General features: G+C 60.6%; 19 protein-coding genes and 1 pseudogene. 4 read left to right on the top strand and 16 right to left on the bottom strand.

The window, feature by feature from the left end:
- Positions 1 to 123 precede the first annotated feature (123 nt).
- A complete protein-coding gene (locus ACVIHF_RS12055; protein ID WP_456792138.1) occupies positions 124 to 1,551 on the bottom strand; it encodes an FAD-binding protein in 1,428 nt (475 codons plus the stop codon).
- A gap of 346 nt (positions 1,552 to 1,897) precedes the next feature.
- Here ACVIHF_RS12055 and ACVIHF_RS12050 point away from each other — a divergent pair, with 346 nt between their 5' ends.
- Positions 1,898 to 2,845 (top strand): D-2-hydroxyacid dehydrogenase family protein, encoded by a 948-nt coding sequence (locus ACVIHF_RS12050; protein WP_456780740.1) that lies wholly within the window; start codon positions 1,898 to 1,900, stop codon positions 2,843 to 2,845.
- A gap of 56 nt (positions 2,846 to 2,901) precedes the next feature.
- Here ACVIHF_RS12050 and ACVIHF_RS12045 read toward each other — a convergent pair whose 3' ends face one another.
- Positions 2,902 to 3,294: an ArsR/SmtB family transcription factor gene (locus ACVIHF_RS12045; protein WP_456780741.1), complete on the bottom strand. Its 393-nt coding sequence runs from the start codon at positions 3,292 to 3,294 to the stop codon at positions 2,902 to 2,904.
- Here ACVIHF_RS12045 and ACVIHF_RS12040 point away from each other — a divergent pair.
- The gene (locus ACVIHF_RS12040; RefSeq protein WP_456792137.1) at positions 3,254 to 4,621 is read left to right on the top strand and encodes an MFS transporter; all 1,368 of its coding nucleotides are present in this window, start codon (positions 3,254 to 3,256) and stop codon (positions 4,619 to 4,621) included. The genes ACVIHF_RS12045 and ACVIHF_RS12040 overlap by 41 nt on opposite strands.
- Before the next feature lie 792 nt (positions 4,622 to 5,413).
- On the opposite strand, the gene ACVIHF_RS12035 is transcribed toward ACVIHF_RS12040, so the two are convergent.
- The 8 genes and pseudogenes from ACVIHF_RS12035 to ACVIHF_RS12000 form a co-directional block, all read right to left on the bottom strand.
- Entirely contained in the window at positions 5,414 to 7,117 is a 1,704-nt protein-coding gene (locus ACVIHF_RS12035; protein WP_456792136.1) for an amidohydrolase, read from the bottom strand.
- Between the two features lie 479 nt (positions 7,118 to 7,596).
- Entirely contained in the window at positions 7,597 to 8,565 is a 969-nt protein-coding gene (locus ACVIHF_RS12030; RefSeq protein ID WP_456792135.1) for an AraC family transcriptional regulator, read from the bottom strand.
- Between the two features lie 92 nt (positions 8,566 to 8,657).
- A complete protein-coding gene (locus ACVIHF_RS12025; RefSeq protein WP_456780745.1) occupies positions 8,658 to 9,203 on the bottom strand; it encodes a carboxymuconolactone decarboxylase family protein in 546 nt (181 codons plus the stop codon).
- 38 nt (positions 9,204 to 9,241) lie between these two features.
- The gene (locus ACVIHF_RS12020; protein WP_456780746.1) at positions 9,242 to 9,916 is read right to left on the bottom strand and encodes a nitroreductase family protein; all 675 of its coding nucleotides are present in this window, start codon (positions 9,914 to 9,916) and stop codon (positions 9,242 to 9,244) included.
- A gap of 285 nt (positions 9,917 to 10,201) precedes the next feature.
- Positions 10,202 to 10,842, bottom strand: a pseudogene (locus ACVIHF_RS12015) (nitroreductase family protein).
- Positions 10,843 to 10,974: 132 nt separating this feature from the next.
- A complete protein-coding gene (locus ACVIHF_RS12010) occupies positions 10,975 to 11,514 on the bottom strand; it encodes a carboxymuconolactone decarboxylase family protein (RefSeq protein WP_456780747.1) in 540 nt (179 codons plus the stop codon).
- A gap of 182 nt (positions 11,515 to 11,696) precedes the next feature.
- Positions 11,697 to 12,692: a cupin domain-containing protein gene (locus ACVIHF_RS12005; protein ID WP_456780748.1), complete on the bottom strand. Its 996-nt coding sequence runs from the start codon at positions 12,690 to 12,692 to the stop codon at positions 11,697 to 11,699.
- Positions 12,693 to 12,766: 74 nt separating this feature from the next.
- Positions 12,767 to 13,711, bottom strand: a complete 945-nt coding sequence (locus ACVIHF_RS12000) for an NADP-dependent oxidoreductase (protein ID WP_456780749.1) — start codon at positions 13,709 to 13,711, stop codon at positions 12,767 to 12,769.
- 260 nt (positions 13,712 to 13,971) lie between these two features.
- On the opposite strand from ACVIHF_RS12000, the gene ACVIHF_RS11995 reads away from it, so the two are divergent.
- Positions 13,972 to 14,865, top strand: a complete 894-nt coding sequence (locus ACVIHF_RS11995; protein WP_456780750.1) for a LysR substrate-binding domain-containing protein — start codon at positions 13,972 to 13,974, stop codon at positions 14,863 to 14,865.
- 93 nt (positions 14,866 to 14,958) lie between these two features.
- Here the strand turns inward: ACVIHF_RS11995 and ACVIHF_RS11990 are convergent, their stop codons facing one another.
- Positions 14,959 to 15,711 carry a sulfite exporter TauE/SafE family protein gene (locus ACVIHF_RS11990; RefSeq protein WP_456780751.1) on the bottom strand — a complete coding sequence of 251 codons (753 nt, stop codon included), beginning with the start codon at positions 15,709 to 15,711 and terminating at the stop codon, positions 14,959 to 14,961.
- 434 nt (positions 15,712 to 16,145) lie between these two features.
- On the opposite strand from ACVIHF_RS11990, the gene ACVIHF_RS11985 reads away from it, so the two are divergent.
- Positions 16,146 to 16,406, top strand: coding sequence for an alpha/beta fold hydrolase (locus ACVIHF_RS11985; protein WP_194295337.1), 261 nt, complete (start codon positions 16,146 to 16,148; stop codon positions 16,404 to 16,406).
- 700 nt (positions 16,407 to 17,106) lie between these two features.
- Here ACVIHF_RS11985 and ACVIHF_RS11980 read toward each other — a convergent pair.
- Genes ACVIHF_RS11980 through ACVIHF_RS11960 form a run of 5 tightly spaced genes read right to left on the bottom strand, consistent with a single transcriptional unit; the run spans position 17,107 to position 23,388 of the window.
- Positions 17,107 to 18,324, bottom strand: a complete 1,218-nt coding sequence (locus ACVIHF_RS11980; RefSeq protein ID WP_456780752.1) for a M20 family metallopeptidase — start codon at positions 18,322 to 18,324, stop codon at positions 17,107 to 17,109.
- Positions 18,321 to 19,580 (bottom strand): diaminopropionate ammonia-lyase, encoded by a 1,260-nt coding sequence (locus ACVIHF_RS11975; protein WP_253609007.1) that lies wholly within the window; start codon positions 19,578 to 19,580, stop codon positions 18,321 to 18,323. Before ACVIHF_RS11975 ends, ACVIHF_RS11980 begins: the two co-directional genes overlap by 4 nt.
- An 8-nt stretch (positions 19,581 to 19,588) precedes the next feature.
- Positions 19,589 to 21,175 (bottom strand): gamma-glutamyltransferase, encoded by a 1,587-nt coding sequence (gene ggt / locus ACVIHF_RS11970; RefSeq protein ID WP_310882548.1) that lies wholly within the window; start codon positions 21,173 to 21,175, stop codon positions 19,589 to 19,591.
- Between the two features lie 27 nt (positions 21,176 to 21,202).
- Complete coding sequence (locus ACVIHF_RS11965; RefSeq protein WP_456780753.1) at positions 21,203 to 22,006, bottom strand: putative hydro-lyase; 804 nt, start codon at positions 22,004 to 22,006, stop codon at positions 21,203 to 21,205.
- Positions 22,003 to 23,388 carry an MFS transporter gene (locus ACVIHF_RS11960; protein ID WP_456792134.1) on the bottom strand — a complete coding sequence of 462 codons (1,386 nt, stop codon included), beginning with the start codon at positions 23,386 to 23,388 and terminating at the stop codon, positions 22,003 to 22,005. The genes ACVIHF_RS11965 and ACVIHF_RS11960 overlap by 4 nt, the downstream gene beginning before the upstream one ends.
- Positions 23,389 to 23,410: the final 22 nt, after the last annotated feature.

Below are 23,410 nucleotides of genomic sequence, written 5' to 3'. Positions count from 1 at the left end.
GCCGTATCGTTGGCCGCGATGGCTGCCGTCATATCCATAAATCCCTCACCCTCTATCAATCGTGACGTCCGGGCCCGGCTCGATCCCGGCCCGGACACTTGAAAATGTGAAATCGGAGACCGGTCAGGCGAAGGCGGCGACTTTCGATCCCACCACTTGCGCCGCCGCATGCGCGCCGGCGATGCGGCCGAACGTCAACGAGCGGAGCACGGACGTCGCCGGCGGATATTCGTGATAGAAGAGGCCTGTGACCTCCCCGGCCGCATAGAGATTCGGGATCGGAATGCCCGCCGGCGTCACGACTCGCGCGTGAAGATCGGTGCGAACACCCCCGTACGTGAAGGTAATCGCTGCCGTCAGCGGGATGCCGTAGAACGGCGCCGTGTCGAGCGGCACCGCCCAATTCGATTTGGGCGGAGTAAGACCGGTCGTGCTTCGGCCGTCCAGTCTTCCGGGTTCGAACTTCCCGGGGACAGCGGCGGCGTTGAATGTGGCGACCGTCTTTCCGAGTTTGGCCGGATCAAGCCCCAGCTTGCCGGCCAGCACTTCAACCGTATCCGCCTTCTCGGGCGGAAGATCGCTGAGCATGCCCATCTCGACGCCGGGTACCTGCATCGTCTTGGCGTCCGCGATCCAGAAGGCCTTCTGGTTCTGGTTGCGCCAGATCTCGTAGCCGATGTGTTCGAAGGTGTTGTCCCAGGTGTCCTTGCCTTCGTCGTAGAACCGCTCAGCCTCACCGTTAACGAAAATGCCGCCGGTGTAGGTGTAGATGACGGCGTCGGCCCTGGCGGTACGCGTGTCAATGGGCTCGGCGTGAACCATGTCGAACTGACCCGCGGTATCGGCGCCGAGTTCGAGCGCCATTCTCAAGCCGTCACCACGGTTGTTCGCAATTCCCGGCGCAATCAGTGGCAGGTCGCAAGCGCGCGCCCCGATGTACCGCGTCAGCATCTCGACATTGCCTTCGAAGCCGCCGGACGCCAGCACGACCGCGGCCGCCCCGATGCGTTTGAGTGTGCCGTCATTCCCGCGGACGATCAGACCGTCGATCGCGCCGGCATCGGACACCGACAGGCGAACTGCCTCGGTTTCATAGAGGATGTCGACGTTGGTGTGCTTCTCAAGCGCCTTGAACAATGCCGAGACGATCGCCGCGCCGCCGCCGACCGGAAGGCCAGGCGGAGTAACGCCGGCCTCGCCATTGAAGGTATGCGCGAACGGAAACTCCGGAAAGACGAGCTCGACACCCCTCTCCTCAATGAAGCGAAGGGTCGTCGGTGTCTCCTGTTCGAGCTTGCGGCAATATTCGTAGTCCGAACGCCCGCCGGAAACACGACGGACGCGATCAGGCCAATCGGCGTCGAGCTTCCGGCTCGCGTTGATCCGCAGGAAAGCTCCGGTCCACTGGGTCGCTCCGCCGCGCCCCTCTTTCTTTGCGCGTTCAAGCACGGCGATCCGGACCGGTCGCCCGACCGTGGCCTCGGCATAAGTGACGGCAGCCGACAAGCCTGCTGCGCCACAGCCGACAACGACAAAATCGTAGCTGCTCAATGTTTGCATTGTGGTCTCCTCCTGCCCGATTTCTCGTTGATTTCGCTGTGCCCGCGCGGGCTGGCATGGCACGCGGCGACCATAGGCAGGTCGTCCCAGCGACCAGCACGAGAAATTGGGAGGTCCTTGTTGACTAAAGAGCAACGATGAGACGGGCTTGGGCCGACCTGCCCGCAGAATGGCGCGTTAGGCACCAGCGATCGCGCGATGGGCGGGCTGTTGACCCCTGGACAACAATCGTCGAGAAAAACTCGGTTGTCTGGTTCGCTCCATCTGGCCTAGGCCCGCAGATGCAGCTTCGGGCCCTGGGCTGCCACGATCCCACAAGGGAGACGGGAGACATTTGATGCGCGTTGCCTTTCTCGACGATTTTCATTGCGCCTATCATGAGACGGCCGGCGTCCAGCGTCTGCGCGAACGGGCCGAGGTCGAGATTCTAACCAAGCCCTTTGGCGAAGCGGCTGCTCTCCGTGGTTTCGATGCGCTGGTGGCGACGCGCGAACGAACGCGATTCACGAAGGAACTTTTCGAGCAATTGCCGGATGTGAGGATCATCGCCCAGACGGGCAATCATGCCTATCACGTCGATCTGGCCGCGGCGGAGCAGCGCGGCATTCTGATCGGCAAGGCGACGGGAGGATTCTGCACCGCCGCCGGCGAGCTTGCCATCGGACTGATGATCGCGATCATGCGTCAGATCCCGTCCGTGGATCATGCCGTGAAGGCGGGAGGATGGCCGACGCCGATGACCCGGGTTCTGCGCGGCAAGACGCTCGGTATCGTGGGCCTCGGAAACATCGGCAAGTACGTAGCGCGGGTTGCGGGCGCGTTCGACATGAAGGTTCTGGCCTGGGGCAACCGGCTGACAGCCGAAGCCGCTGCGCAGCACGGCGCGGAGCGGCGCGAGCTCGACGACCTCATGCGCTGTTCGGACATCGTCTCGGTTCACGCAACGCTCAGCCCCAACTCGCGCGGCCTGATCGACGCGGCAAGGCTCGCGCTGATGAAGCCGACGGCCTATCTGGTCAACACAGCGCGCGGCCCCATCGTCGACGAGAAGGCTCTCTACCGCGCGCTTGCCGATGGTCGCATTGCCGGTGCCGCGCTCGACGTGTTCGACGAGGAGCCCCTGCCCGCGGCTCACCCGTTGCGGCAGCTCTCCAATGTTGTCCTCACGTCGCATCTCGGCTGGCCGACGGACGAAATGTACGGACAGTTTGCGGACGCCGCTGCCGACGTCCTTCTTGGCTACCTCGATGGGAAGGACGTTCCACGTTTCGTGCCGGGACACTAAACAAACTTTCGGCTCGGTCCGTTCGTGACTGGCCGAGTGAGCATGCCGATCCTCGGCTAGGACCGCTTTGCCCCGCCACTTTTCTGCGCGCTGGCCTTCTGACGCACACTGGCCCCGCCGGGCTTCCGCTCATCCCAGTTTCGAACCAAATCCAGAAGGCCGGGAAAGCACCGATTCAGGTCTTCCATACGCAGACGGCTGCGCCGCTCGAGACCGTATTGACGCTGCCGGATCAGGCCGGCTTCGCGCAGCGCCTTGAAATGATGTGTCAGCGAGGACTTTGGCCTGTCGAAGCCGAACCAGCCGCACGTGTGATCATACGCCTCCGATTCCAGCAGAAGCTTGCGCACGATCGTCAGACGGATCGGATCGGAGAGCGCGCCCATGATTGCCTCCAGCCGCATCTCCTTGGCGGCCGGCTCCGGCAGAGGCTCGGGAAGATCATCCACGGCTGCGCATTCCTATGCAGTTTTGACGAACCGATATGAGCGCTGTCTTACATCGCTGTACGAGATTTGTCGAACCATGTTAAGTACGATAAACTTCGTACAGGAGAATAGCATGACCACATGCGATATCGGTCGTCCTTCAGACACATCACGCAGCGAACCCCGCCCCTGGCGCATGTGGAGCGCGGCCTGGGTCGTCACAGCGGTGTTTGTGCTGTCGAATTCGGCAACGCCGCTCTACGTCTATTGGCAGCGGACGATCGGGTTCTCTTCCGGCACATTGACCGTGATCTTCGCAGCCTACATTCTGGGCCTGCTGGTGTCTCTGTCGCTCGCCGGTCAGCTCTCCGATCGCTACGGCCGACGACCAGTTCTGCTGCCCGGCCTTGCAGCGGCGATGTTGGCATGCGTGCTGTTTGCGACCGCGACGACGGTCGGCGCCCTGCTCGTCGCGCGCTTCCTGTCGGGCGTTGCGGTCGGCGTCGTGGTGTCAGCGGGCATGGCCTCCGTCGTCGATCAGGGCGGCCCGAACCGTCGCCGGCTGGCGTCACTGATCGCGTCGGTCGCCATGGTGCTTGGCGCGGGCCTCGGTCCGCTGTTTGCGGGCTCCGTTGCAGTTCAGCTCGCCGAGCCCGTCGTTTTGATCTTCACTACCGAGCTGATCGTGTTGGCGTGCACCGGCCTTCTGGTGCTTGCACTGCCGCAGCAGCGGCTCGATCGCAAGTCTGGCGATGGCTGGCGGCTGCGCGTGCCCAGCGTTCCGCGCGCAAATCGCCGGCAGGTCGCTTTCGGCGTCGCGATCTTCGGCCCCGGCATCACGGCAACCTCCTTCGTGCTGTCGCTCGGACCATCGCTGCTTTCAAAGCTGCTCCATGTCACAAGCCCTCTTGTTGCGGGAGGAACGGCCTGCGCCATGTTCCTGACGGCAACAGGCGTTCAGTTCGCGCTCAGGCAGCTTCCCATTCGAGCGATCATGTTGATCGGTGCGGCCGCCACCGTCATGTCCATGATCAGCATCGCGATTGCGGTCGACGCATCGCTGGCGGGTCTGTTGATCCTCGCCGCCTTGCTCGCTGGCGCGGGCCAGGGCTTTGGGCAGCTCGGCGGACTTTCGTTGATCGGCCTGCACGTTGCTGCCGAGCGCCGCGCAGAGGCAAACGCGGTCATGAACTTCGGCGGATACATCCCCGCTGGTCTGCTTCCAGTGCTGACCGGCTATCTGATCGACCTTGCGGGACTTGCCACCGGCGCGACCATTTTCGCCGCCGCGCTCGGCCTCGTTGCTGCGGCCGGTGCGTGCTTCGTCCAAATGAACCTTAGGGAATAGTTTGATCAGTCCGCTGCAGCAAGGAGGACAGATCGCGCGCCGGAGACAGCCGCGAGTACTGCAGCCATGGAGCGCGGATTATCGTTGAAAGAAGACGTAGGTGAGCTCACAGGGGTGTACCCGTTGTGGCAGGGGAGCGACTCGCGCCACGACATCGACATCCTTCAACCTCGCTGCTCGAACGACAGGACCCGCTCCGCGTACACAAGGAGCTGATTCACTCCGCTCCGCCGTCGTGCGACCCACTCCGCCTGCGCAACCTTTCCGCACGCTCCAACGCGCTTCGATACGCCCGCCAACGCAGATGAATGGATTGCCGAGCTCAATCAAGCTAAGTGGAGGTCCGTAACTCCATCCTCAATGGCAAGGAAAGGAAGTAGACACCCGCACCAGAACCTACGCAACACTGCGCAGTAGCAGCCAGCGACGCTACTCCCACTCTATCATTTTGAACGACGGCACGTCGTTGAGCTGTAAGCACAATTTTCTCGATCTGACGGACAAACGCCGACGGCATACCCGCCGTATTTTTTTGGTCTTGAATCCACAAGAAAAATTGCTCCTCATGGAATGCAGGCAATTCCGCTACCTATCGGAGTCTATCGATTGGATGGCGCGCCGCATGCGCAACCAACACTGACAGTGCCCGCACTGACACAAATCTTAAAATACCGTCAGATGTCAGGAGCATTCCTCCGCTCCCCGGACTGCCGTGCTCCGGCCTAGGCGCCCGGCGTCGACGAACTGGCGACGTCGATAGTGCGCGCTTCGGCGTTAGTCCTCTCCTTCGAGTCAACGTTGAAAGACGATTTTGCCGCCGACAAGCGTGATGTCCGCCTTGATGTCTTTAATTTGCTCTTCCGGAATGGCCATGTAGTCCGCGGAAAGGACCGAGAGGTCGGCAAGCTTGCCCGGCTGGATCGTACCCTTGCGTGCTTCGTCGAACATGTAGCGGGAAGCTGCCGACGTGTAGAGGCGGAGTGCCTGTTCGCGACTGATAGCTTCCGGCGCACCGTAGACGCTTCCGTTCGGATCCTTCCGCGTCACCATGATGTACATGTTGAGGAACGGGTTGATCGGGTTGACCGGGAAGTCGGTTCCGGCACCGAGATTGTCCAGCCCCATCTTCTCGATCAAGGTCTTTGTCGGCACGGCGCGATCGGCTGTTGGCCGCCCCAGGAAGCGCTCGACGGTCGCAGCCTTGTCCCACATGAAGACGTTCTGGAAATCGACCCTGACCCCCAACTTGTGGGCGCGCTCCATCTGCTCAGGTCTGATCAGGCTCGCGTGGATGAGAACAAAACGACGGCCGCTTATGGACCGTTTCTTGTCGGCCGCCTCGAAGGCGTCGAGCACCTGGTCGATGCCGAGATCACCTACGACGTGCACGCCAACACGCCAGCTGTAGCGATTGCAGATTGAGACGAGTTGCGTGAGCCGCTCGGGGGTCTGCTGGGCGATGCCGTGGTAGTTGTCGTGCGAATCCGGATAGACGTCGCGCATCAACGCCGTCTTCAAGGTCATGCCGCCATCGTAGAAGATCTTGATGCCGGCAAACCTGACCCAGTCGTCGCCGAAGCCGGACGAAGCGCCATTACCCGACATGATCGCTTCCCAGGCGCCTAGATCGGCGGGCGGCTCGGGTCTGTACATCAATCCCGTCCGCAGCGTCGCTTGTCCGGACGCCGCGAGCTTCTGCAGCGTACGGACGTCGCGCGCTTCCGTGGCGCCTTCGACCGCGCTCGTGATCCCAAAACTGTTCAGCGCGCCTTCCGCAAGTGTGAACTGCCTGATTTCATCCTCTTCGGTCCACAGCGGAACGGCCTTCTCGACCCGGTCGATCGCGGTCTCGACGAGGACGCCGGTCAGTTCGCCGGCCGCGTCGCGCTCGAAAGAGCCACCGTCCGGGTTTGCGGTGGTCTTATCGATGCCTGCCTTCTGCAACGCCATCGTGTTCGCCATCGAGAAATGCCCGACGGTGCGCAAGTAGACCGGATTGTTCGGAGCGACGCTGTCGATCTCCTGTCTCGTCAGGTAGCGCTTCTCGGCGAGTTGTGACGGCGGGTGCCACGCTCCCCCAACGATCCACTCGCCCGGCTTCTTCTTGGCGACGAAGGCCTTGATTGCCTCGAGCGCTTCCGCGACCGTCTTCGCCCGGCCCATGACGACGACATAGTCGCCAAGTCCAGCCGCCTTGAAGTGCGCATGCGTATCGATCAATCCGGGAACGACGGTCTTACCGGATACATCAAGCACCTGCGTGCGCGCTCCGGCGAGCGCCCGCATGGACGCGCTGCTTCCGACCGCGAGAATCTTTCCGTCCCGGACGGCGATCGCTTCGGTCACGCTGGATTGCTCGTCAAGGGTCAGGACCCTTCCGTTGACGAGAACGAGATCGGGCGAATTGACGTCCGCCGGCTGTGCTGTAGCGGGTGCTGCGGCTGCGAACAGAATTCCAGCACCGAGTATCGCGAGCACCGTCGACCTGCGGACCATTCAAACCTCCCGATTATCTTGTTCAATAGGCGAACATCTGGTCTTTCTTCGATGATAGCCGCGCGTATCGAAGCGGTCCAACAATCCGGCAGCCGCTCACGCCGCGACGGTGGCTCCCCCATCGACGACGACGGTCGAACCGGTCGAGAAGGGATTGCATGCGAGAAAGAGGACCGCGTTCGCGATGTTCGGCCAAAGCGGTCGGCGGAGAGGGTCTGGCGGAATACCAGAAAGGGACGCTGCTTCGTAATGCTGGTCGAGAGCTTTCCTATACGAGCGAGGATGTCGGTGAAGTTGCCCATCAGGCACCGAATATTTTCGCCAGCAGGTGGACGATTTCTGCGGTCGACACTTTCATGCCGAGATCCTTGCCGAGATCGACCAAACGAGTGCCCCAGCGCTTCAGCTTCCCAACATCCGACCGCGGGCAATTCATCTTCTCCCGGACGACTGATCCGATTGGCACAGCGAACGCGAACTTATTTGCTCGCTCTCTCGCGGGCCAAACGGCGCCACTGCGCTGGTGTCGTCCCCGTTCGGTCGATGAACACGCGCCGGAACGCCGCCACAGACTGATACCCGACCGATTCGGCCACGACCTCGATGCTGATCGTCGGCTTCTTCAGCTCGTTGGCGGCCAAGCTCATCCGGATATCCGTCAACAGATCGGCGGCCGAACGCCCCAGCTTGTCCTGAAAATGACGCGCGAAGGTAGCCCGCGACATGCCGCACAAGTCAGCGAGATCGATCAGATTCCAGTGTCGCGTCGGATCACCGAACATTCCTGCAATAGCCGGTGTAAGTCGCGAATAACTCGTCAGCGCCAGCAGTCCTTCTGGAGCTGACTCAGATTCGCTCGCTGCACGTAACACCAGCGTGAACAGCACCGAGGAAAGCCCGCGAAGGATGGCATCGCCTCCCGGTTTGTCGCTTGTTGCCTCCATCCGCATCAGCGCCACGAGATTGGCCAGATGGTTCGAAGCTGACCCAGTATCGTCCCCAGCAAGCCCCTCTATGGACCGCACTACCAGCTTCGTGGGGAGGCAGTTACGAATCAGGCGATCATGGGGCGCTCCAATGAAAAATCGCCCGCACAACATGTCTAGACGCTCACCCGGGCCACTATTCTTTTTGAAGGCCCACCCTCCAGAACCTTGCCGAACATCAGTCGGCCCCGCTGGAGCTCCACTGCCATCGTGCAGCACATAGGCCGACCCATGAGGCAACAGGATGATATCACCGCCTACCAGTTCTTTGGTCGTTTCAGTATCCGTCTCAAGAAACTCGATTACAGTCCGGCCATTGAGCACGATATGGTAAGGAATCTCATGTGCCGCACACTGAGACTTGGCCAAACGCCACGGCGCACCATACGAGCAGCAAATCTCTAGCTGCCCGGTGACGGTAATAATTTGCAGAAGCCGGCTCAGCCAATCGGCCTGGGGCACATTTCCTCCGGAAAATTAACTGCTCCCGCCTGGATGCGCTCTTAACGACTTTTCTTGAGGCGCATCCAGACTCGAACGTTACGCTCGCTAGCTCAGATCGACCCAGCCGGGCTTACGGGAGGGAAGTCTTTGTCTGGATCGAACACGTTGTTGAAGAAGTTCGTCAGGGAGTACATGGCCACCAGGGCGATGATCTCCATGATGTTCGCATCCGTGTAGCCAGCATCGCGCACGGTCTTCAGGTCGGTGTCGCTGACCTGTCCGCGCGACTGGATGACCTTGCGCGCGAACTGGAGGGCGGCGTCGCGCTTCGGATCGGAGGCATGACCCTGGCGCGCAAGGATGATGTCATTGGCCGGCAACTTGGCCATGTGCTCGGCCGTATAGCTGTGCACGGTCAGGCAGTAGTTGCAGCCATTCACCTCCGAGACCGCGAGACCGATGCTGTCACGGGTCTTCACGTCAAGCGTCTTGCTCAAGGAGCCGATTAGGTCGGCCCACGCGTTGAACGCAACCGGGCTCTGCGCGAAGCACGCCAGCATGTTGGGGGTGAATCCAATATTCTTGGTGAACGCATCGAGCGTCGGTTTCGAATCCGCCGGGACGTGTTCCGGCTTAGGGGTTGTAATTCTGGACATCGATAGCTCCGTATGTGTTGGTGCGCCCCGTTATGGGTTCAACGGAAGCTCAGGACGTCGAGCACGGGCCGGCGTGGCTTCGACGGCCAATTCCCATCACGCATCGGCCCGACCGCGAGAAGCATCACGGGGATCTCGTTGTTGGCGAGGCCGTATTCCTTTCTCGCCGCGGCGGGGTCAAAACCGATCATCGGGGTCGAGCCCCAGCCCATCGACCGGGCAGCGTAAATGATCGCGGCCGCGCCGAACGTTGCGCTGCGCATCGCCTCGTCTCGTTGCTGCTGCGGGTTATCGTCGTAAATACCGCGGGCACCCTTTTCCGCTTCAGGAAGCTGGTCCGCCGGCATGTAGCCCGCTTTCACCATCGGGCCAAAGACCGCGGGTACGGTGCTCGCATCAGCGAGCTGGCCGATGATGATGAATGTCACCGCCGCTTCGTAGCTAATCGCCTGGTTCCAGGCGATCGGGCGTAGCCGCTCCTTCGCCTCGGGTGAACGCACGGCAACGAAACGCCAGTTCTGGAAGTTGAACGAGGTCGGCGCCGAGGTCCCGATCTCCACTAGGGCGGTGATCTGTTCGTCAGTCAGAACAGCCTCCGGATCATAATACTTCGTAGCACTGCGGCTCAGCATGGTTTCGATGAATGCATTGGTCATGACGAGACCTACGTTAGCACTGCGAGTTTGAGCGTTTTCGGCGATGGCGGTGGTCATAGCGGTCCTTTGATCGACATGTTGGAGAGGTATAGATACGGCCACGCACTAGGTGGTTCGAGACGAACTCGGCTCAATTAAAGGCTCGATATGCTCATCTTTCTCCGAACCGACGATGCGCTCTCTCCCCCGTGTTGCATGGCGCAGTTGCAGACACGCGGTTCGCACCTCTGCCGTTACAGGGATCAACCTGATTGTCGTAAATGGAGCAGGACGGTGCGAGGCGCTGCCTGCTGGAACAGCATTGGCGTGCCTGGCGACATTCGGAATTGTTTTTAAAAATGGTTAGAGAAGATCAAGCACATCGGCCACCGGCATACGCGGCTTCTGCGGCCAGTTCCCAGCTCGCTCCGGTCCAACGGTCAACAACATGGCGGGCACTTCGTTTTCGCCGAGACCAAACTCGCGGTGCACCGCGTCGGCGTCAAAACCAATCATCGGTGTGGATCCCAGGCCAAAGGAGTGCGCGGCATAGATCATCGCCGCTGCGCCAAAGGTTGCGGTCCGCATAGCTTCATCACGCTGGCGCTGCGGTTGGTCGTCATAAAGACTGCGTGCGCGGCGTTCGCTCTTCGGCACCATATGTGCCGGCATGATCCCGGCTTCCACGACAGGTGCCAGGCGCTGTGGGAGAGTGTTCGCATCCGCCAACCTGCCAATGACGATGAAGGTGACTGCTGCATCCATGATCGCCGGCTGGCTCCAAGCGATCGGACTGAGGCGTGCCTTGGCTTCAGGCGTACGTAGGGCGATGAAACGCCAATTCTGCAATTGAAGGATGTGGGCGCGGTCGTACCGATGCGCACTAGCTCGCGAATCTGATCGTCGCTCAGAGTGGCGGCTGGATCGTAGAATTTGCTCGAGCGGCGGCTCAAGATACATTCGACGACGGGATTGACCTTGGTGATTGTGTTGTTCACGACTATCGCTACGGATGATGGGATAGATCGAGGTACACGGGTGCTTTCGCGCTATGCGGAATTGCTCTCACTCACCGCATGTAGAAGCAGCCAGAACAAACTTGGATGGGCGATGCCTTATCCGCCCGGCGGGGCGGTTTACTCGACGGACGGAAAGTCGACGTCGGTGCCGTTGATGCGGTTGAAGGTATTGGTGAAGATGCCGAGTGCAATGGTCAGCGAGATTTCCGCCAATTGGGTGTCGGTGTAGCCGGCCTCACGGATGGCATTGAACTCGTCGTCGCTGATCGTGCCGCTCGTGGCATGCAGGTAGGATACGAAACGCACCAAGGCATCACGCTTGGCATCGCCCGTGGGCTGCCCTGCGCGAATGGCATGCAGCGCATCGACCGGTAGACCCACCAGTTTGCCGACGAAGCTGTGCGCAGCCACGCAAACGTCGCAACCGGTCTTCTCACTGATTAGCAGTTTGATGGTTTCGTGCTCTTGCCGGCTCAGGTTGCCCGAATTCAATGTACCTTGGGCGTCGAGCACGGCAGCCAAAGACGCCGGTATAAGGTGGCCCAATGCGGCGTACGTATTGGGAACGCGACCGCCGGAAAGTTTTTTCACACGCGCATAAATATCGGCAGTGGCGCCGGTGGCGGACTCGACAGCGGGGATGGCGATGCGGCTCATGGTTCGGCTCTCTCGTCGCAGTTAAGACCTGCCGCTTTAAGCTCAGCCGATACCGAATTCGAGACTAGGTCTGCTCAATAAAAGACCTAAAAGTCTCAAGACAACGAGACGATCGATCCGCCCGGTTGCGGCGCGGGACGGCGGACGTTTTTTCGCCGAGTTGAGCTCGATATTCGGGTCTTTTATCCGGGATGTACACCGAGCGCGAACGCATCCTCGCCCTCGCCCTCGCGTGCCAAGCGCCGCCGCCATTGCCCCGGCCCCATCCCCACCTTGTCGGTGAAAACACGCCGGAATGCTGACACGGATTGATACCCGACTACATCGGCCACGAACTCGGTCGACATTCCCGGCTTCTTCAGTTCGTTGGCGGCTATGCTCATGCGGATGTCCGTCAGAAGATCGATAGGAGAACGGCCCAGCCTGTCTTGAAAGTGCCGCACGAGGGTTGCGCGAGACATGTTGCACAAGTCGGCCAGATCTTGAAGATTCCAGGGGCGCGCCGGATTGTCGAACATGGCTGAAATGGCTGGTGCCAATCGTGAATGGCCGGCAAGTGCCAATAGGCCTGCAGGCGCCTGTTCAGACTCACTTGCAGCGCGCAGTGCAAGTGTGAACAGCGTTAGCGTCAGTCCGTTGAGGATTGCGTGCCCTCCTGGTCTTTCGCCAGCGGACTCTATGCGCATCATGCTCACCAGACTGGCCAGGTGGTTCGAAGCTGACCCGATGCCCGCTTCACCACGACCGGCCATGGCGCGTACCATTAGAGCCCTGGGTAGATAATCGCGGATCAACCGATCATGGGGCGGTGCGACGAAAAATCGCCCGCACAACATGTCCAGATGCTCGCCTCCGCCATCGTTCTCGCTGAGCATCCATCCTGCGGAAACTTGGCGCTCGTAGGTTCGACCCGGTATACGTCCGCTGCCATCGTGCAAGGCGTGTGCCGACCCGTGAGGCAACAACACAATATCCCCGGCCAGCAATTCCGTCGCCGTCCCCGTTTCCGGATCCTCAATAATGGCACTGCCTTTTAGCACAACGTGGTAGGGAATTTCGTGTGCCGCGGACTGCGCGAAGTCCACAAGCCATGGTGATCCATAAACGCAGCGGGCCTCCACTTGGCCAGTGACCGTCATCATTTGCAGGAGATGGCTTAGCCAGTCGATTTGGGACATACGAGAAGTACCTTCACTAATCTCCACGTGCGAAAAGGCGGGAAGGTGAAGAATCGCCCTCCCTTCCCGAGTCCTCAGGGACGAACGCGAATGATCGTCTTCCCCGGCCGTCGCTCGGTCGGGTTGAAGGCAGCGACAGCATCGTCGAGGCTCGCGACAGTGCCAATGTTCGTTCGCAGTCGTCCGTCTCGCACTCGCTGGACGATCTCGCTCAGTTGGTCGCGATTGGCCTCGACAACGAAGTCAATCGTCCGGCCATCAGCGGGGCGCGCCTCTGTCGGGCCTGCGATTGTCACCAGCGTTCCCCCGGCTCGAACCGCGCTTGCAGACCGCTTCGCGATGTCGCCGCCGAGGACATCGAAAACCAGATGGACTCCGCCAACATCTTCCAGAGCGTCGTTATCGAGGTCGACGAACTCCTGCGCGCCGAAGTCGAGAGCCGTCTGGCGGCCGGCAGCGCGTCCCGTGCCGATGACATATGCCCCGGCCTCACGCGCGAGCTGGGTTGCCATCGAACCGACCACGCCAGCCGCACCGTGCACAAGGACGCTCTGCCCCGCACAAAGGCGGCCGTGCTCGAACATCCCCTGCCACGCGGTCAGGCCCGGCATCACGAGGGCCGCACCCACCGTGAAGTCAACGTCCCCGGGTAGCGCGGCGAGGTTGCGGGCCTCGACGACCACATACTCCGCCAGCGTGCCGTCGCGAGTCCAGTCTGTGAGGCCGAACACCCGCTGTCCCACCGATAGCCCCGTCGTTCCATAACTGAGGGCGGAGACCACTCCGGCCAGTTCGTGGCCGGGGATCGAAGGCGTCCGGTCACGGCCGAGACGGTCGATCCAGGTCGAGGGCCATGCCAGCTCATCTCCGGTGAATCCCGACGCATGGACCTGAACAACGACATCGCCGTAACTAGCGCCCGATAGGCTGGCGAGCGCTGCCCCTTGCGGCTCTGGCCGTTCCACCAGCTTCATCCCGGCCGTACCCGCAGCTTGGTCCGTCACAATGATCGCCTTCATCGTGAATCTCCTTGTTTTGACTCACTCGGACTGGCAATGGCATTTGAAAGCTTCGCGCAAGCCGATGGCATCCACTCGCATATGGCGTGATGTTGCGGCCGGCAAACCTAGCTTTCACCAAAACACCATCTCTTCAACCTATTGTATTAACAAAGAAAATTGGCGAACATGGCTTCCTGTGGGGTAAGATAAGCAAGCCAACCAGGTGCCGCAATTGGCCATTTCCGATGGATTGGTTCGGCCGAGGCGAAGGATGAGAATTGCGCTTCGATTTGACGGATATGCGGTTGTTCTTAACCGTGGTGGAGCGGGGCAGCCTCACCAAGGGTGCCGAGAGCATGAATCTGGCTCTCGCTTCCGTGAGCGAACGCATTTCCGGGATGGAATCTACGCTTGGCGCCCAGCTCCTGGAGCGAAATAGGCGGGGTGTCACTACGACGCCGGCCGGTGACGCTCTGGTTCGCCATGCACGGTTGATTCTGGATCAGGTAGAGCAGATGCGCGGTGAGTTGCGCAGCTACGGCACTGGCCTGCGAGGACGCATCAGGCTCTTGTCCAACACGGCCGGGTTGTCCGCTTTTCTTCCTCCTCGGCTCGACCGTTTCTTGGTCGCTTATCCAGATCTTTCAATTGATCTCTATGAACGACCGAGCGCCGAGATTGTACGGGCCATCCTGGAAGGTCGTGCTGACCTGGGAATTGTAGCTTACCACACTGGTCTGGAGGCGTTGCAGACTCACGTTATCGCGCAAGACCAACTCGTCGCTGTTGTGAGCGAAACGCACCGCATCAGCGATCAACAATCGATAGCTTTCGCAGATGTCGTTGATGAGCCGTTCGTTGGCGTGGCCGACGCTGCCTTGGAAGCATATTTAGGAGAACGCGCCGCACGCCTGGGTCGGCAAATTTACTACCGCATTCAACTCAGGCGCGTTGAGAACATCGCAATGATGATTGAGTCCGGTGTTGGGATCGCTATTTTGCCCGAAGCTTCCGCCAAAGATGTGAGCCACCTCGGTTTGACAATCGTGCCCCTTCGAGACTCCTGGGCGCTAAGGCAGCTTCATCTTTGTGCGCGTGACTTCTCTGCGCTCACACCGCACGCCGGTTTGCTTGCGCAGCAGCTTATGGAGCCGAAGGTCGCTATCTCTTAAGCGCTATGGCCGGCGCCCCCCCTCGTGTGGGCTGGCATCGAGCGGTAGTAGGCGTGGCTGTCTATGTCATACGCTCGGACATCGTCATCTGCTTCAGAAGAGGAATGGATGAGCAGCGAGTTCAAGACCAAGAATAGCGATAAGGATCAGGAACCAACGTCGAAAGGTTGCCGCGCTTATGCGCCCACGGACCATTGTTCCGACGTGCATCCCCAGCAACGCAGGAATGATCGCAAGGACTGACAGGGTAATACTTCCAAGATGGAAAGCTCCGCCACGGGCGAGGCCTGCCGCCAATGCAATTGTTGAGACCGTGAACGACAGCCCGAGCGCCTGGATGAGATCGTTTTTGGAAAGACCGAGAGCCTGAAGATAAGGAACGGCGGGAAGCGTGAAAACTCCGGTTGCTCCGTTGATTAGTCCGGTTGCCAACCCGATGACAGGCGACAATGAACGTTCGAAGCGCGTGGGAACCGACAATGGCTTCGCAAATAGGCCGTGCACTGCAAAGATAATCAGGGCGGCACCCAATCCAACACTTGCGTACACGGTATTGGCGCTCGTCAAAAGCCACGAGCCGGCAAGGGTGCCAACCAGTATGCCGAGCATCATCACCCAAAGTCTTTTAATCAGGCCCAGAAAATTCGGCCCTGTAAACAACTGCCAAAAATTTGTGACGAAGGATGGAATGACCAGCAGAGAAGCTGCACTGACTGGCGGCATGATCGCGCTGAGGACGCCCATAGAGACAGTCGGCAAACCCATTCCCGCCACGCCCTTGACGAATCCGGCGACGAAAAACGTCAGCGCGACAAATAGAACATGCCGCGAAAGATAATCACTCATCTCGACTCCTCGGACCAGGCCGTGTCTCCATTTTTGACTTCGCGTAGGCCGATGGCATCCGCGTGCATATAGCGTGATAGCTCCGAAAAAATGTCGCTCTCACTAAGGCGCCATTCTCCAATTTCTTGTTTTATAGTCAAAATCGGCAAGCATGGCGTCGCACTTAGCAAGCTACGCTCACATTACCGATCGCCACAATTGGTCATTTCCGATAGGAAACTTCGGCGACGCCGAAGATTAATAATTGTGCTTCGATTTGACGGATATGCGGTTGCTCATGACCGCGGTGGAGCGAGGTAGGTCCGCGCCAACCTGAACAGAAATCGCGACGAGATCCTTGAGAACACCTTCACAAGAGGCTTGCCCAAGGAAGCGCAATTCGAAGTGTCGCGAGAATTCAAGGACGACATGTCCCGCGCAGGAGCCAGGGCGCGATGACGACAGCAGACGCTTTCTCCCACTACTACTCGCACTTTACGCGGGACCAGGATCATTTCGAATCGCGACTGGCCAGGCTCAAGACTCCGGTGAAGGTGGTTCGGGGCGAGAAGGACCTCTACATCAAGAAAGAGATGGGCCTTGAGTTCGCCGAAAGTATCCACGCAGAACTCACGCTCCTCCCCGGCATTGGGCACTTTCCTCATCTGCAGAACCCAAAGCTGACCATCGATGAGGTTCGTGCTTCATTTCGATGAGTGCGCAATGGCCCCATCGCTGCACCTCGAGCCGAAGTAGAAGCGCCGGTCCGTGATTGACACCAGACTGATGACCGACATGCTTCTGGCCCGTTGCTGCCGTCGGCCCGGATGTCCGCTTCGCTCCAACTGCTGCCGATCCCTCAAACTGAGGCTTCGCCTCGCAGGCTCCGGCCACTCTGCACGCTATAGTGCGCCACAATACTCTGTTCGTGGAAGCGCGGTCGAATTCAGACACCGAGCGGGGTTAAGTAGAGGCCACAACTCGGACCAGAGCTCGTATATGAGAGGAGTGAGAACAGCTTCACCAAAACTACGCCAAACTGCGCGATAGCAGCCGGCCGCCCTACTCCCACTCATTCATTTCGAGCGATTCTATCGCATTGTTTTCTAAGTACAAATTGCCCTCGCCAACGGTCAACTGCCGGTGGCTGATCCGTCACAATATTACGCACTTGAATTCACAGGAAAATTCACGTCGCTCGGAAGAATGCCGACTTCGGTAAGTATCAGAGTCAATCGACCGGATGGCCGCGCGTGCCTGGCCGGGAACGACACCGCTCGCGGTCGCACGGCGTGGCTTGCGGTACCGTCAATGACCAGCGTTGATTTAGTCTGTACGATGATCGCTCACGCCACTCACTCGGCGAGAAACACTTTTTCGCGGCAGCTCCTCGCTTGGAAGAGCCAGGATATGGTTTCAGCGAAGACTCATGAGATCGATCGCCGCAAGAGCATAAATCTTCGCGCAATCGACTACGTCTTGCTCATTGGCATAGTCGTCCACACCGGCCGACAACGTGGGCTGCGGTCCGAAACAAGCGGCCGGAACACCCTTATTCCGCCAATGACGGGCGTCGCTGCCCGGAAGTCGCACGACTAGACGAGGTGTTTTTCCTCGCACCTCACCAATCGCTTGAATCAGGCTCTTCGCATACGGGCTATCAACCGCCTCCCAGTTCGCATCCCACTCCTTCGGGTACGAGAGACGGATTCCCGGAATGGTGCTGGCGATCCTCTGCAGGCGGTCCTTGACGCTTGCAACACTGATTCCCGGCGGAAGCCTGAAATCAAACCGCGCAATCGCGGACGGCGAGATCAGGCTGCGCACTTCGCCCGCGTCGATCACACCCGCGTTGGCCGACAAGCGAAGCCCCAAGTTTCCTTCTCCGCCGGTCACCCCGTTGAGCTCCTGCGGCAAGGTCGCGAAGACATCGTTGAAGGTATCGACCTGTGCCATGAAGTTGGCGAGCTTGCCGACGGCGCTTTCGCCCCGCAGCGCGCGGGAAGAATGGCCTCCCGGTCCGGTTGCCTCGACATCGACCCAGAGAAGGCCTTTCTCCGCAACAGCGAAATCCATGAAACCGGGACCTTCTGCGCTGATCATAAAGTCGCCGGCAAGATCCGGCCGAACAGCGAGGAGGTGCTCGGTGCCGCGTCCGCCGAACATGACCTCGTCGCAAACGGCCGTGAAGCTCAGGGTCCCCGGAAGCTGCTCGCGATGCCGTGCAAGCACTGTCGTCGCGAGGGCCATGGCGGCGAGACCGCCCTTCAGGTTTCCCATGCCAAGGCCGTAAAGACGACCTTCCTTGCGGGTCAATTCGAGACGCGAAACGCTCCACGCGGACTCGTCGCCCGGCTGCATCGTGTCCATGTGGGCGTTGAAGACCACATGCTTTCCTTCCGCCGAGCCACTCAGCGTCAGGTGAACGTTGGCGGCGTCGTCCACAACGGCGATCCGCTCGCTCGCCAGCCCCCTCTCCCGGAAAAACGCCTGCAATTCGTCCGCGACCTCCGTCGTCCGCCCAGGCGGATTCATGCTCGGAGCCGCCACAAATCGACGGCACAGATCGACAAGAGCCTCGCGATCTTTGTCGATCTCATGCGAAACAAGCTTGTTCCAGCCCGACGACGTCATTGCACCAGTTCCTCCCTGGCCGCGTTCGACCAGCCGGCCACGACGCGCTCGGGCGGCTTTCCGACGATCCGCTCGTACACGACTGGATCGGTTGCTCCTTCCGTTCCGATGACCAGCACCACGCTCTCTTCAGTCAGCTTGACCGCATGCCGTGCGTCGGCGTCACCGGCCGCCAGAAGTGCCGCAGCGAGACCCGCGACGGCGGACTCGCCGGCGACGATCGGATGATCGCCGTATCGACCATCGGCAAGCAAGCGCATCGTTTCCGCCGCGGAAGCGTCAGTGATCGAGAAGAATCCGTCGGTGCCCACATCGAGAATCGACCAGGCCAACAGGGAGACCTCCCCGCAGGCAAGACCAGCCATAAGCGTGTCCAGCGTGCCGTGGTCGGCAGTCGGCTGCCCCGCCACCGCGCTAAGGTAGAGGCATCGCGCCGTCTCGGGCTCGGCCACGTAGAACAGGGGCGACCTCTCGCCGAAGCGCTCCCAAAGATAGGAGCAGACGGCCGCCGCGAGGCCGCCAACACCGCCCTGCACGAAGACGTGGGTCGGAAAAACACCGCGCGGCAGTTGCTCTATGGCCTCCTCCACCATAACTCCGTACCCCTGCATGACGTAGCGGGGAATGTCGGTATATCCCTCGTAAGACGTATCGGAGATCACCTGCCAGCCGTTTCGCGCGGCAGTATCCGCAGCCTCGCGAACGGCGGCGTCGTAAGTCCCGTCGACCACGCGTACTTCAGCGCCGTAGGCGGCGATCGCATCGCGGCGGCCCTGGCTCACAGAGGCGTGCACGAAGATCACGCACCTGCACCCGAACGTGCGGGCGCCCCACGCCACGGATCGGCCGTGATTTCCGTCCGTTGCACACGTCACAATCATGCCGGCCGTGATGTCTTTCAGCAATCCGGCCGCAAGCTGCCCGGTGCTCGGGCGCTTGCCGGTGAGAGCCTCGACCTGACGCTGCAGGAAGGAGGCCACCGCATAGGCTCCGCCCAGTGCCTTGAAGCTGCCGAGGTCAAAGCGAGCACCCTCGTCCTTATAGAAGATCGTGCGCACGCCCGCGGCGCGCGCCAGCCCGTCCAGACGCCGCAGCACCGTGGGACGGTAACCGGGCCAGGTCGTGATCTCCTTTCGCGCCTGATCGAGAGCTGCGAGGCTGAGGATATCGCCGCGTCCGTTCTCGCCGTACTTTTCCTGACGAACAGGGTTCGGGTTAGGTTGGAGGGAGAAGTTTTCGCTGAGTATTTTGGACATTTGGTCTCTCAATAGCCTAGTGCGACGCCGTCACGACGGGAATCTGCCCCGCCCCTTAGAAGCCCGCGCTTCCGGTCGATCCAGATCGCCTGGGCAGTTCCGAGTGGATTGGGCGCCGGCGTCGGCCGGTGCCCGAGAGCGCGAAGACCTTCGACAACATGCGCCGGAACGGTTCCTTCGACGTCAAGCACGTCGCCGCGAGCGAAGATGCGCGGTTGGTCGATGGCTTCCTGCACGGACATCTTGTAGTCGAGCAGGTTCGACAGGATCTGGATTTGTCCGATCGGCTGAAAGTGACCACCAGTCACACCGAAGGAAAGCACGCACTCGCCGTCGCGGGTGAGCATAGCCGGCAGGATCGTATGCATAGGACGCCTGCCGCCCGCGAACGCATTCGGATGGTCGGGTTCGAGCACGAAGCCGAAGCCACGATTGTGCAAAAGGACCCCGCACTCGGGGGCGACGATACCGCTGCCGAAATCGTCGAAGATAGAGTTGATGAACGAGACCGCTGTGCGGTCCTTGTCGACAACGGACAGAAACACCGTGTCCTTGTGTTCTGGCATCGCGATCGGAACGACGTCGGCCAACCGCGAGTTCTGCGATATTCGCCCGGTGAGGATGTCAGCACGAGCTGAGCTCTTCATGCGCTCGACAGGTACCGGTGCAGTATCCGGGTCGCCGACAAAGGCGTCCCGCTCCGCATAGCCGATGCGGGCAATTTCGGACAGCAGATGGTAGCGTTCGACCGATACCGGAGCGAAGTCCGCGACATTGTATCGGTCGAGCAGATTTGCCATGGCAAGGACAGCGACGCCCGAGCCGTTCGGCGGGCATTCCCACAATTCGTAGCCACGATAGGACGTCGATATCGGTGTCTCGTATCGGGGCCTGAACGCGGCAAAGTCCGCAAGCGTGTGAAAGCCGCCCAGCGAACGAAGCGTCTTAACGATGCTTTCTGCGATCCATCCCTCATAGAATACGTCCGCGCCCCTTGCAGCGACGTCCCTGAGGGCGCGAGCGAGCGCCGGCTGCACGTGCAGGTGGCCCGGCTTCGGCGCTCCCCCGGAGGGAAGGAAGACCGAGGTCGTCGCAGCAAGGCGAGACAGCTTCGGCACCTGCCTGCTCCAGTCCCGGGCCAGTCGCTCGGTGACCAAATAGCCGTTTTCTGCAGCTGCGATGGCCGGTGCAAGGAGACGCGCCAGATCGAACCTACCGTGGTCCTCAGCAAGCTGCGCCCAGGAGCGCACAGCGCCCGGAACCGTAACCGTGTGGACGTTTTCGGGATCGAGCGTTCTGATTCCGGCTTCCGCGAGACGGCCGAGACTTACAGCGGCCGGCGCAGCTCCGGACCCGTTGAGGGCAATGACCGGCTGCCCTTCCCGCTTCAACAAGACAAAGCAATCCCCGCCAACACCTGTCTGGGTCGGCTCGACGACGGCAAGCATCGCGACCGCGGCTACGGCTGCATCTACGGCGTTGCCGCCATCGCGTAGCACATCGATTGCAGCCAGGGTGGCGAGCGGGTGTGTCGTAGCGGCCATGCCGTTCACGCCGAACGCTTCGGAACGCCCCGGTGCCTCGAAGTTTCTCATGCCTCACTCTCCTGGAATTGGCGGCGCCTAGAACGAAGCAAGGTCAGCATTGCGCAGATCGGTAACGAGCATGGAGGACGGCGCGTGCGTGATGCACAAGGGCGGCTTCGCGTTTGCAGTCGCGAGCTGCGGAGTGAGGCCGCACGCCCAGAACAACGGGATCTCGTGCGAGAGCATCTCTCCCGAGCCTACCCCTCTGTACCTCTTCGACAGGTCCACTCCAATCAAGCCGGGATCGCCGATATGAACGGGAGCACCATGAACATTCGGGAAGCGCGATGTGATCTGGATGGCACGAATTGCTTCCCGGGCTGCGAACGGTCGCATCGTGACCACGAGCTTCGCGCGGAAGTCACCGGCAGGCGTCGTATCGACCGTCGTCTCATAGACGCCAGCCACTTCGCCACGATCGAGATACCTGAGCGCAATTCCCGCTTCCAGCAAGGCGTACTCGAACGAAAAGGAGCAGCCTAAAGCGAAGGTTACCAGGTCGTCCCGCCAGAGCCGGGATATGTCCGTCACTTCTTCTGCGAGTTGGCCATCGCGAAAGACGTGGTACCGCGGCACATCGGTGCGGATGTCGATGTCTTCGCCCAGGCTGGGAAGACAGGGATCGCCCACATCCGATCGCGCAATCAGGGGGCACGGCTGCGGATTGCGTTGGCAGTACAGAAGGAAGTCTTCCGCATGACTGCGAGGAAGAATGCAAATGTTCGCCTGCACGCGATCCGGCGCGAAGCCGGCCGTGTAGCCGACAAAGGCACCGGAGCGTACCGCCCGACGGACCGAGCTGACGTCCCGCGTATCGAAATCAGGAGCCCGACCGCTCATGGCACCGCCTTGGTCGCAGGCACCTCGACGGGTGCGTAATCCGACACTGGCCGAGACATCGTGTCGGTCGCGAGTTCGAGTGAACGTCCCCCGGTTTCACGTCCAAGCAACGCCATGGTAACGGCCTGTACGAAAAGGAGTCCGCCGATCGTGGACAGCACCGCAGCAACGCCCCAGTTGTTGAAAAGATAGACAACACCGAAGGGAACGACAGCCGTCGTAAGCCTTGCTATTCCGACACAGACGGCGTTGCAGCGCATACGAACCGACGTCGGAAAGAGCTCGGGCAAATAGACTGCCTGGATTGTCGCGAGAAGAAAGTAGATCAGCGCGAAAGTGGCAAAGCCGATGCCGACGGCCGCGACCTGTGAAGTGGCCTGGCCGAACAGCACGGTCATGATGGCCGCACCGATAGAGCCGCCGATGATCGCGGCGCGTCGACCCAAACGATCGACCCAAAGCCGGGCGACGAATGCTCCCGTTGGCGCGCCGAGCGACATGAGCGCCGACTGGCCGAGGGTCTGGTTGATCGGGATGCCTTGCTTGAGAAGGAAAGTCGGGATCCACGAGACGAGGCCATAAAGGGCTGCGAACATGATGACCTGCAAAACCGTTCCGAGGACCAGAGGCCGAATGAACGCCTTTTGCCAGATCGACCCCGGTGCAACAGCAGGCCGCCACTCCGGAGCGCCGAGTTCACCGTGCTCCCCGCGAGCCTCGCGCTCGATAGCAGAAACAACCAGGTCCGCTTCGCTGAACCGCCCCTTTACTTCCAGCCAGCGCGGAGACTCGGGAAGCGCTTTTCGAAGCCATAAGATGATCAGTGCTCCGACGCCGGGGACAGCGAACATGATGCGCCAACCGAATACCGGGATGAGCGCCCAGCTCAACAGGGTCGACACCAGTAGCCCCATGCTGGAAATCATCGAGAGCGTGGAAACCCAGCGACCCCGTTGTTGCGGCGGGACGAACTCGGCAAGCGTCCCATAGCCCAGAACGATCTCGGCGCCGAGGCCCACGCCGCAAAGGAAGCGCAGGAAAACGACCCATTCCATGTTGGGCGCGGCAGCACCTGCGAGAGACGCCAGGCCGAAGATCGCCAAATTCCACTGGAACGTCACCCGGCGACCGAACATATCTGCGACGACGCCCGCTCCGACCGTTCCCAGAAACATGCCCAGGAACGTCGCGGACACGAAATACGCGTTCAGTTCGAGACTGGAAAAGCCGGTTGAGAGAAATACGCCCAGCACTGCGCCAGCTATGTAGATGTCAAGGTTGTCAAAGAACATGCCGCCGCCCACGAGGGCGACGATACGCTTGTGAACCCTAGAGATCGGAAGGCGGTCGAGGCGCGCCGATACCGAGTTGGCTTGCTGCATTTTCTCCCCTTCTGGATTTTGT

This window comes from Bradyrhizobium sp. USDA 4506 (genome assembly GCF_054058795.1).
This window is presented reverse-complemented; position numbering and strand designations above follow the sequence as displayed.

What these genes read in the sequence shown, in the direction of transcription:
- ACVIHF_RS12050 (WP_456780740.1), top strand. Translation starts at nt 1,898, where the DNA reads ATGCGCGTTGCCTTTCTCGACGATTTTCATTGCGCCTATCATGAGACG.
- ACVIHF_RS12035 (WP_456792136.1), bottom strand. Translation starts at nt 7,117, where the DNA reads ATGGTCCGCAGGTCGACGGTGCTCGCGATACTCGGTGCTGGAATTCTG.
- ACVIHF_RS12025 (WP_456780745.1), bottom strand. Translation starts at nt 9,203, where the DNA reads ATGTCCAGAATTACAACCCCTAAGCCGGAACACGTCCCGGCGGATTCG.
- ACVIHF_RS12020 (WP_456780746.1), bottom strand. Translation starts at nt 9,916, where the DNA reads ATGACCACCGCCATCGCCGAAAACGCTCAAACTCGCAGTGCTAACGTA.
- ACVIHF_RS12010 (WP_456780747.1), bottom strand. Translation starts at nt 11,514, where the DNA reads ATGAGCCGCATCGCCATCCCCGCTGTCGAGTCCGCCACCGGCGCCACT.
- ACVIHF_RS12005 (WP_456780748.1), bottom strand. Translation starts at nt 12,692, where the DNA reads ATGTCCCAAATCGACTGGCTAAGCCATCTCCTGCAAATGATGACGGTC.
- ACVIHF_RS12000 (WP_456780749.1), bottom strand. Translation starts at nt 13,711, where the DNA reads ATGAAGGCGATCATTGTGACGGACCAAGCTGCGGGTACGGCCGGGATG.
- ACVIHF_RS11990 (WP_456780751.1), bottom strand. Translation starts at nt 15,711, where the DNA reads ATGAGTGATTATCTTTCGCGGCATGTTCTATTTGTCGCGCTGACGTTT.
- ACVIHF_RS11985 (WP_194295337.1), top strand. Translation starts at nt 16,146, where the DNA reads ATGACGACAGCAGACGCTTTCTCCCACTACTACTCGCACTTTACGCGG.
- ACVIHF_RS11980 (WP_456780752.1), bottom strand. Translation starts at nt 18,324, where the DNA reads ATGACGTCGTCGGGCTGGAACAAGCTTGTTTCGCATGAGATCGACAAA.
- ACVIHF_RS11975 (WP_253609007.1), bottom strand. Translation starts at nt 19,580, where the DNA reads ATGTCCAAAATACTCAGCGAAAACTTCTCCCTCCAACCTAACCCGAAC.
- ggt (WP_310882548.1), bottom strand. Translation starts at nt 21,175, where the DNA reads ATGAGAAACTTCGAGGCACCGGGGCGTTCCGAAGCGTTCGGCGTGAAC.
- ACVIHF_RS11965 (WP_456780753.1), bottom strand. Translation starts at nt 22,006, where the DNA reads ATGAGCGGTCGGGCTCCTGATTTCGATACGCGGGACGTCAGCTCGGTC.
- ACVIHF_RS11960 (WP_456792134.1), bottom strand. Translation starts at nt 23,388, where the DNA reads ATGCAGCAAGCCAACTCGGTATCGGCGCGCCTCGACCGCCTTCCGATC.